Annotated in this window: 5 protein-coding genes; 3 read left to right on the top strand and 2 right to left on the bottom strand. The window is 58.1% G+C overall.

The window, feature by feature from the left end; genetic code table 11:
- The first annotated feature begins 728 nt into the window (after positions 1–728).
- The 3 genes from B7G66_RS14435 (at position 729) to B7G66_RS14425 (ending at position 6,662) form a co-directional block, all read left to right on the top strand.
- On the top strand, positions 729–3,065 hold the full coding sequence (locus B7G66_RS14435; protein ID WP_040512691.1) for a TonB-dependent receptor domain-containing protein: 2,337 nt from the start codon (positions 729–731) through the stop codon (positions 3,063–3,065).
- Positions 3,066–3,369: 304 nt separating this feature from the next.
- Positions 3,370–5,406, top strand: coding sequence for a phosphocholine-specific phospholipase C (locus B7G66_RS14430; RefSeq protein WP_003621512.1), 2,037 nt, complete (start codon positions 3,370–3,372; stop codon positions 5,404–5,406).
- Positions 5,403–6,662, top strand: coding sequence for a haloacid dehalogenase-like hydrolase (locus B7G66_RS14425; protein WP_003621511.1), 1,260 nt, complete (start codon positions 5,403–5,405; stop codon positions 6,660–6,662). The genes B7G66_RS14430 and B7G66_RS14425 overlap by 4 nt, the downstream gene beginning before the upstream one ends.
- A gap of 542 nt (positions 6,663–7,204) precedes the next feature.
- Here the strand turns inward: B7G66_RS14425 and B7G66_RS14420 are convergent.
- Together B7G66_RS14420 and pstS are read right to left on the bottom strand one after the other, a co-directional pair.
- Positions 7,205–8,878, bottom strand: coding sequence for an OprO/OprP family phosphate-selective porin (locus tag B7G66_RS14420; protein ID WP_003621510.1), 1,674 nt, complete (start codon positions 8,876–8,878; stop codon positions 7,205–7,207).
- A gap of 170 nt (positions 8,879–9,048) precedes the next feature.
- A complete protein-coding gene (pstS, locus tag B7G66_RS14415) occupies positions 9,049–10,059 on the bottom strand; it encodes a phosphate ABC transporter substrate-binding protein PstS (RefSeq protein ID WP_003621509.1) in 1,011 nt (336 codons plus the stop codon).
- Positions 10,060–10,573 lie beyond the last annotated feature (514 nt).

Genomic DNA, 10,573 nt, shown 5'->3' with positions numbered 1-10,573 from the left:
CACCCAAAAACTTTTCTTTTTTATCAATGATGTGTTTTCAGACACTCTCTAAAATATATCAGAACATACGGGGATAATGCCTGCGGCATCCCGCCATGCCCCGGCCGCACATGTCCCCCGGTATTACCGATAACGGGGGACGCAACGCGCCAGCAGGTTTTCAGGGCACTGTGTTCCAAAAGCAACACCGGCCATGTCGCCACGATCCCATCCCCCGCATCAACGGACGGGGGCGCGGCATGAAATTCGCATTTTCTGCGTGAAAACAATGTGATGTTACAAATCATGGCACGATCACACCCTGTCCGCGGCAATCGTGCGCATGGTTTCACATCCCGTGCCGGATTGCGTCCCATGCCGTTATGCGATGCGCCATGCATAATATTTCCAGACATAATCAAATCCGGCCATAATAAATAATCGCGCAATCCGTAACGAAGCATGTACCTGACCTGCATGATTACGCGGCATGAACCCAGGGGGCCATGCAATATACAGGCCAGAAATATCATCAGGTTCCTTTATCTTCATACATGAAAAGCACGCAGATACATCAAATACATCGTGTCATATTACTGTAACACTCCCGTCACCAAACTATAACAAGACAGTGTGGAACCCAAAACCTAGGTTCGCGCCAGTAAACACCCAACCGGAATAACTGGGGCCTTGGGCTTGAGGGATCGCGCTGTATGAAAAAGACCAAACTCCTTTTGCTGACAACATGCATGAGCACCCTGCTGTTGCATAATGCCAACGCGGCCAGCACAGCCCGCAAGACGGCCCCGGCAAAGCAGCCCCCCGCACACGCCAAGACTACGACCACAGCCGCAGCCGCAGCCAGAACAAATGTCGATTCCGTGCGTGCCACACAGGCGGAATCGATCATTGTCCTTGGCGCGGGCGCAGCGCGTGAGACGCAGACGCTGTCACATACCGCCATCCAGGAAACCGCACCGGGGACCAGCCCGCTCAAGGCCCTGTCGAAACTGCCTGGTGTCATGTTCACCTCGTCCGATCCCCTGGGATCGTATGAATGGTCGCAGCAGATCATCATCCGTGGCTTTGACCAGAGCCGCCTTGGTTTCACCATGGATGGCATCCCGCTGGGCAACCTTGCCTATGGTAACGACAACGGGCTGTCGATCGGGCGCGCGCTCCAGACCGAAAATAACGGTGCCGCCACCCTGGCGCAGGGTGCGGGCGCGGTGGGCGTCGCGGCATCGAACGACCTTGGCGGCGCGCTGGAGTTCACCTCCATCGACCCGACCAAGAAATTCGGCGTCGATGTCGCGGGCACGGTCGGGTCGTATGGCACATGGCGCACGTTCGCGCGCGTCAATACCGGCACGATGAAGGGCGGCGGCCGACTTTATGTATCCTATGACTATCAGGATGCGAACAAGTGGAAGGGCGATGGCATCCAGCAGCAGCAGCAGGCCAACGCCAAATACATCCAGCCATTGGGCAAGCACGTCAAGCTGACGCTGTTCGGGGATTACAGCCAGCGCGCCGAAAACGATTATCAGGACCTCTCGCAGCAGATGATCGCGACCAAGGGGTACAATGTCGATAATATCACCGGCAACTATCCCCTTGCCCAGCAGATCGGCCGCGCGTACCAGAACGGGACGGCCATGCCCGCCGGGATCGCGAATCAGGACCAGTCCTATTACAACTCCGCCGGCCTGCGTCAGGACATCCTTGGCTATGGCAAGATTGACTTCAACATCACCGACCGGCTGAAGGGGTTTGTCACCGTCTACGGTCATACCAATACCGGCGAAGGCGTGTGGGTCACGCCTTATAACCCGACGCCGGCATCCCTTGGTGGCGGGGCGCTGTCCACGCGCACCACGGAATATGACATCCACCGCGAAGGCGTATTGTCCAGCCTGTCGTATAATATCGGCCATCACACGATCGAAGGCGGGTTCTGGTTCGAAAACAACAATTTCGAACAGGCGCGGCGTTTCTATCCCCTCAGCGCGACAAAATATACCGGCAGTTCCGTCCACTGGTTCGGCGGCAATTCCTTTGAAACGCAGTGGCAGGGCAATTACAATACCAAAACCTACCAGTTCCATATCCAGGACACGTGGCAGATCACGCCAAAGCTGAAACTGAATTATGGTTTCAAGTCGCTGGTGGTGGACAATATCGCGCAGGCGCTGCCGGGCAATTACATGGGCACGGCCACGGCCAACCCGTATGCATCGGGTTCGATCACCTCGGCCAACGGTTTCTTGCCACAGATCGGCGCGAACTACCGCTTCAACCGCAATCACGAAGTCTTTGCCGATTTCTCGCGCAATATGGCGGCGTTCGACAATTCCTCCACCGGTGCGACCAGCCCGTTTGCAACGACGGTGGCCGGGTATGAGGCGATCAAGAACAAGATCCACCCCGAGATGTCCTATAGTGAGGAAATCGGCTACCGCTTCCATAACAAGCGGATACAGGCGTCCATCACCGGATATTATGTGGAATTCGAGGACCGCCTTCTGTCCATTACGCAGGGCGTCGGCATTCAGGGCAACCCGGCGGTGCTGAGCAATGTGGGCGGCGTCACGGCACGCGGCATCGACACGGCGTTCAACTACCGCTTTGCCGATAACTGGTCGCTGTATGCATCATATTCGTATAACGACTCTGTCTATGACAACAACCTGACCGAATCTGGCGTAACGTACAACACCAAGGGCAAGAGCGTGGTCGCAATGCCGCGCAACCTTGCCAACGTGCAGGTCAGTTATGATGACGGCACGATCTGGGGTAATTTCCAGATGCAGTACCAGGGCCGCCGGAGCTATACCTATACCAATGACCAGTGGGTGAAGCCCAACGACATATTCAACCTCAACCTTGGCTATCGCTTCCACAGCCGCAACTGGGTGCTGCGTGGCGTCGATGCGCAGATCAACGTAACCAACCTGTTTGACAAGCGTTATGTCGCGACGGTCGGCAGTAACGGGTTCGAGGTTTCCGACCCCAAGGGCACATTCCAGACATTGCAGGCTGGCGCACCGCGCATGGTCTTCTTTACCCTGCGCAAGCATTTCTGAGGGCGTGCTGATGCTGCCTGAAACAGGCTGTTGATAAATCATAGAAAAGATTCCTGGCGTTGCCTTTCGATTGAAAAAGGCGACGTCTTTCGAAGATTTCTGAAAAAATCTTCACCAAAAACTTTTATGATTTCACGGCCTTATCGGGCTGACCCTTTCAAACAGCCTTTGGAGGTTTCTGGCGGCGGGTTTCCCCGGAATCTTCATCAGGGCACCGCTTTTTTAAAAAGGCGGTGCCCGAAATCTTTCATTATTTTCCCACGATGTTATTTGAAAATCCCCCCCACGACGGATGAGCAGACCAATGTCACATACCACCGGCCGCCGCGCATTCCTGAAATTCAGTGCGGCGGTGGCCGCGGGAACGGCATTGCCCGATAACCTGCGCCGCGCGATGGCCATCGCCCCCAACCGGGTGACGGGCACAATCCGCGACGTGGAACATGTGGTGATCCTTATGCAGGAAAACCGCTCTTTCGATCATTATTTCGGCTGCCTGCAGGGCGTGCGCGGATATGGCGACCCACGCGCCGAACAACTTCCCGATGGCAACAGCGTCTTTTCCCAACCGGATGGAAAAGGCGGCCGCGTCATGCCGTTCATGCTGGATACGGCCCATACGTCATCGGCCTGCATCGCCAGCCTTGACCATAATTGGAAGGGCACGCAGACGGCATGGAACGACTGGGACACATGGGTGCCGCACAAGACACCCATGACCATGGGCCATTTCACCCGCGCGCAGATCCCGTACTATTACGCGCTGGCCGATGCCTTTACGATCTGCGACGCCTATCACGCCTCCATCTTCGGGCCGACCAACCCCAACCGGCTGTTCCTGTTTTCCGGCACAAGCGGCCTTGCCGCCGGGAATACGGGCAAACAGGTCATCGACAACTGCGATGACGGCAACTGGTCCGCCGACATGGCGCATGACCACCCGGATTTCGAACCGTTCCGCTGGTCTACCTATCCCGAAAAGCTACAGGCGGCCGGGGTGTCATGGCGTGTTTACCAGGAATATGACAATTTCGGCGACAATCCGCTGGCCTCCTTTGCACAGTTTCGCAACCTTGATACGAAATCATGGGCCTATCGCCGCGCGCGCATGGTCGTGCGGGGGTCGAATGCCGCCAACATGCATCAATCCGAAGGGCGCTACCTGATCCGTGCGTTCGAACATGACGTGGCGCACGGCACCTTGCCGCAGGTATCGTGGATCGTGCCGCCCGCCGCGTTGTCGGAACATCCCAATGCACCACCGGGATATGGTGAACACCTGATATCACAGTTGATGGACGTATTCGTACGTCATCCCGATGTCTGGGCCAAAACGGTTTTCATCCTCAATTACGATGAAAATGACGGTTTTTTTGACCATATGCCCCCGCCAGTCCCCGCCCTTGATCCGGCACAGGGCGCAAGCAGCGTAACAGTGGACGGTGAATCCTATCACGGCGTTCCCGTCGGGCTTGGCCCACGCGTACCCACGATCGTGGTGTCACCCTGGACCAAGGGGGGATGGGTCAATTCGCAGGTGTTCGACCATACCTCCGTCCTGCGCTTTCTGGAGGCCCGCTTTGGCGTGGAGGCCCCCTATATCACCCCATGGCGGCGCGTGGTCTGCGGGGACATGACCTCCATCTTCGACTTTGCACAGACAGACCGCCGGTGGCAGGCGGACCTGCCGCGCACCGATACATACCTGGCCCAGACACGCCAGTCCTGCACGCTGCCGCTGCCGACACTCCCGACGCAGCAGGCCCTGCCACAACAGGAATCCGGGCAACGTCGCGCACGTGCCCTGCCTTACGCCCTGCATGCCGACCTTCTGCCCACGGGGGTCCTGCGCCTGGCGAATACGGGCACGCAGGGGGCGGTCCTGCGCATCCGCGACGCAGGGGTGACACGGCATTACACGCTTGATGCGGGCCATGACATGGATGTGCGGGTGGGGACGCCCCATGTCCCCGGCATGACGGTGGACATAACGGTACATGGACCCAACGGGTTCTTCCGCCGCTTTGCCAGCAAGGCACCGCCGGGGGTGGCGCTGCGATATGATCCGGTGCATGACGCGGTGGTGCTGTCGCTGCACAATCCCGGCCATACACCACAAAAGATACAGGTGGATGACGCCTATGCCCGCACCACGCAAAAGGTCATCATACCACCCGGCGGGAACAGCGAAACCACATGGCCCGTCACCGCGTCGGACTGCTGGTATGACCTGACCCTGCATATCCCCCATCATGGCCATGACACCATCATATTGGCGGGACACATGGAAAATGGCAGACCCAGCCGGACCGATCCACATATGGGGCAGCAACAGGCATGACAGTCCTTACCCGGCGCAGAGCGCTTGCATCCGGCCTTGCGGCCTGCATGGCCCCGGCCGTGCCTTCCTTCACCCGGGCCGCGACGCCGGTGCTGGCCCCCCTGAAATGGGCGCCGCGCACCCGCCAGGTGATCGAAAACCTGATCGCAACCCATGGCACCACCGGCCCCGACGCACGCAATAACCCGGCGCGACGTCCCTATGCCGTGTTCGACTGGGACAATACCTGCATCGCAGGCGATTGCGAAGAAACGCTGCTGCATTATACCGCCAGCCGTTTCCTGTTCGCCATGCCCCCACACGTCTTTGCCCAGGCGACGGCACTTGATGTGCCCGCACGTATTTTCGATGGGGAATTCCGCACCGTGGACGGGCGCCGCGTGCGCTTTGCCGACCTGCATGCGGATCTGTGCGCGGACCATGCCACGCTGGCGGCGCGGCAGGGCACACCGGCGGCGGATGATCTGATACTGCTCAGCCTGCGTTCAAAGCTGGTCTTTGCCTATGACGCCATCAACGCGACATGTGATGGCGACGTCGCCTGCCGATGGATCATCCGGCTGCTGGCGGGATATGACGCATCGGGGCTGGCGGCACTGGCGCGGGCATCGAACGCATGGCACCTTGGCCAGGGGATCGGGCGGGAAACATGGATCACGCCTGCAAGCCGGCCGGGGCGCGCAGGCATCGTCGCACGCCCCATCCAGACGGGCCTGCGCCTGACGCCTGAAATTGCCGAGTTGCAGGCAGCATTGCGCGGTGCGGGGATCGAGGTTTATGTCTGTTCCGCCTCTCTGGAAGAAGTGGTGGCGGTATTTGCGACCGATCCGGATTATGGCTATGGCCTGCCACGCGCCAATATCCTTGGCGTTCGCATGCAGTGGCCCGGCGGCCGCCTTGGCCTGCATGGGGCCGCGCACTGGCCCGTGACCTATCGCACGGGAAAGGTCCGCGCCATCCGCGAAGCACTGGTCCGCCGGCATGGGCAAGGTCCGCTGCTGGTCTGTGGCGACAGCAGCGGCGACGCCGCCATGCTGAGCACATTTGCCGATACAGAACTGGGCCTGATCGTCAACAGGCTCCTGCCCGGTCCGATCGGCACCCTGTCCGCACAGGCCATCGCACAGATGTCCCTGCCCAACCCGCGCTTTGTCCTGCAGGGTCGTGACGACAATACCGGCGAGTGGCGCCCATCAGAACAGAGCATTCCAATGGGTCACACCCTGCCGCAGCTTTCAGGCCCCGTACCGGCCTGAACAAAAGGTCCCTGCCCGTTCCTGCAAAAATAATGAAAGTCTTGGGGTGTCGCCATTTTGAAAATGGCGACACCCCATCAAAAAAAACAGGAACATTTCTGTAATTGCCATGATTTTTTAAAAAAAATCAGTCTCAACAATATCCTGAAATTATAAAAGTTTTTGGTGAAGCTTTTTCAAAAAAGCTTCAGAAGACGCTATCTTTTTGAAAAAAGGAAATACCCAAAGACTTTTCTTAGCGATTATTTGAAAACAAACCGTCGATAAACAATAGGAAATATTTTTGGTGCTGCCATTCAATCGAAAAAAGGCGATGTCTTTCGAAGCTTTTTGAAAAAAGCTTCACCAAAAACTTTTATGATTTCATAATATTATCGGACTTACCTTTTCTAAACTTCACTCTCAAAACTTTATGATCAGCACGAAATCCTTGTCCGGCAAACTGTTGATACAGGCGGCGTGCCCGGACCGCTTCTGACACAATAACCCCGCCAGATCTCTGGCGGGGTCATGTTACCAAAGGACCGCGACAGGCCGACGGATCAGAATGCCGCCTGAATACGTCCGGCCACCGAGTTACCGGTACGGCCCATCAGGTCATACAACTGGCTGTTGCGGGTCACGATGAAGTGGTTGAAATCCAGCATGAAACGGAAATGACGGTTGGGATACCAGTTCACGCCCGCCGACCAGACCGTCTGCTGCCCGCCCCGCACGCTGCCGATACCGCCAAGGTTGCTGTTCAGGTCCGCCACACTGTAACGCGCGGACAGTTCCAGCGCACCCCAGTCGCCCGTAGCGGGGTTGAAGGGATGTTCCACACCAGGGGCGGAGAATGCACCTTCCTTGATGTTATACGACCGTCCCTTGCCAAACAGGGTATAGTTCGCCGCGCCGTAATACCCTTCGAAATTGGCGGCAGGCATGTTGCCCGTGGCCTCGGTTCCCTTGCGCTGCACGCCGATATGGTAATATTCGCCCTTCAGCGTCAGGCGCTTCCAGCGGAAGCCGAGTTCGGGACCAGCAGACCAGACGGTGCCCGCATTCCCGACCGTGGCGGACAGCAGCTTTGTCGTCGTCAGATTGACTTCAGGTGCCTCGCTGGGGGAATAGACGCGGCCATTGGCGGTTTCATTCACCTTGAACGCGCTGATGGCCGACAGGCCGACATGCAGGTCAACATCGCGCGAGACATAGGGACGGCCCGCAACACGGAACGTCGCACCCGTCTGGCTGTCGCTGACGACGGCGGACGAACGGTTGCCATAGCTCTGGCCCGTCACGTAACCCGCAATCCACCAGCGTTTGGCATAATGCAGGGCACCAAGGCTGAAGCGCGCATCGCCCGCGGCGATGTTACGCACGATATCGGTGATGGCGGGACGTTCCATCATTTCGAATTCGTTGGAGCTTTCGGAATCTTCCTCGGTCACGCGCGGCTGAAAGTAACCGGCGGTCAGCACCGTATGGTGGATACCTGCATAATTCAGGTTCGCTTCATACAGCGTCACCGCGCCATCCGCACTGCCTGCGCCGAAATCAGGCGTGATATTCGCAATCCAGTTCTTGTAACGGAAGGAGATGGGGATACGCAGGCGACGCGCATTTTCCGTCATGCCGGGAAACAGGCCCTTCGTTTCCCCCGCACGCGGGGACATGCCCATGAACCCGCCAAGGTCTTCATGGAACGCAAGGCCGATCTGAAGGGCATAGGCGCCATCCTCGGACGAGATGGTGGGACGACCGCCGGGGAAGCCGATCATCATGCCACCGAAATGAACAGCCTCTTCCTTTTCCGTCGCGGCACGGAACGATTTCCACGACGAATCAATCCCACGGTCGGACGGCGGCGTACCCACGTCGGATGAACGCAGCATGCCGCTGACCGACCCATTCATCCCCGGCCCCGTATCCCCACCAATCGCGATATCATTCGCCATGGCCGGGGACATCGGTGCGCCGACCGGACGGGCCATCGCATGACGGACCGGCTGCTGGCCTGCGGTGGTGCGTCCTTCCGCACGGACAAGACGCTGACGCAGGGCGCTGATCTGCCCCGACATCTCACGCCGCATTTCCTGCATCTCCCGCTGGAGTTGCTGGATCTGGGCATCCTGCGCGGACGTTGCACATGCCTTATGAACCGGCATGGTGCCCCACAAGGCAGAAGAAGCCAGAAAGAACGAAGCAGCAGACCGGCGAATCATCTTGTTCATTCCGTAAATAAAAGATGATCGTGATGTAATCTGTTCGCGCTTTATTGTGTGTTATGTTTCCAAGACAGTTTCATGAAGGTTTTATGACAGCCGCGCATGCGCAAAAACCTGCCCCTTTCGGGGCAGGTCCACAACGCGGTCGCGGATTTATAACTGCTGAAAGGCTGTTATTACTGCGCGCTGTCCCACTTTTGCAGGATATCGGCCTTCACACTGGCGGGCACCGGCACGTAATCCAGACGGTTGGCGGCCTTGTCGCCGCTTTGCAGGGCATGGCCAAAGAACTTGCGCACTGCCGCACCGTGTTCCGCCTTGGACACCGGCACGTAAACCATCACATAGGTCGGCGACACGATGGGCCATGCGCCCGCGCCATCGGTGTCGATCAGGTCCACCGCGAAGTGCGATGCCCCCTTCCAGTCGGCGGCTTCGGCCGCACGGCTGAAACTGTCGAGGCCGGCGGCAACGAACGCACCGCTATGGTTCTTCAGCTTGACCGTCGCCATGTGGGTATTGGCGGCGAAGGCATATTCCACGTAACCGATCGCACCTTCGGTATTGCGCACGGACGCCGCCACGCCGTCATTGCCACGCGCGCCGATCCCGCCGGGCCATGAAATGGACGCTCCGGCACCCTGCGCGCCCTTCCATTCCGGTGAAACGCGGGACAGGTAGGACGTGAACACGGCGGTCGTGCCCGACCCATCCGCACGATGCACGGTGGCGATGGCGGTATCCGGCAGCTTTACACCGGGGTTCAGGGCCACGATCTTCGGATCGTTCCACTGCGTGATATCACCACGGTAAATGGCGGCAAGCGTCGGGCCATCAAGCTGCAGCGAACCTGCGGGCACACCAGGCACATTGACGACCGGCACGATGCCGCCCATCACGGTCGGGAATTGGAACAGGTGCGCGGCATCAAGCTTCTGCGGGTCCATCGGCACGTCGGATGCGCCAAAATCAACAGTCTTGGCCAGGATCTGGTTCTGGCCCGCGCTGGAACCGACCGTCTGGTAATTCAGGCTGACACCGATCGAATTGCGGCTGTCCGCGCCCCACGCGCCATAAATGGGCGCGGCGAAGCTGGACCCCGCCCCCGTGATGTCGGCGGCATGCGCCATGACAGGAGCCGCGGTCGCCGCAAGGGCAAGCGCCAGAAATCGGACAGGAAAGTACATAATACTTGTGTTCCCCAATACAACAACCAGATACCAGGTGAATATCCAGCGAACGCGGGCAAATATAACGACGAATTCAGGGGGTAGGATTATATATCCGTGACAGTTTTGTGACAGAAATATGAACCCCCATCCGCGCATGCGGGCGGCCGGAACGCACCGCATCCTGAATGCAGGCATTCCCCGAGGCCAGAAGGCAGGGGCAAAAAGGGGGCAAAAAAGATCCCGCCCATCCCGGCAATGTTGACGCAAAATCCTGCCAGAAACCCTTTCGTGGTTCCCGCCCACCATGCAACATGACTGCCACAGCCTGCTGAACGATGCTTTCACTGAAATGATAAAGGTCTTTAACGAGGCTTTGATTTCTGAAAAAACAGCAATACCGGAAAACTTTTGTCATTCCTTAGCGGCTGTCTGAACAGTTTGCACCAACACCCACTGAAATAATAAAAGATTGTTTGAAAATAAGGAAAGTTTTTGGGTGCTGCCTTTTGATCGAAAAAGGCGGCGTCTT

Origin of the sequence: Novacetimonas hansenii JCM 7643, assembly GCF_000964405.1 — a bacterium.
GTDB classification, from domain to species: Bacteria; Pseudomonadota; Alphaproteobacteria; order Acetobacterales; family Acetobacteraceae; genus Novacetimonas; species Novacetimonas hansenii.
This window is presented reverse-complemented; position numbering and strand designations above follow the sequence as displayed.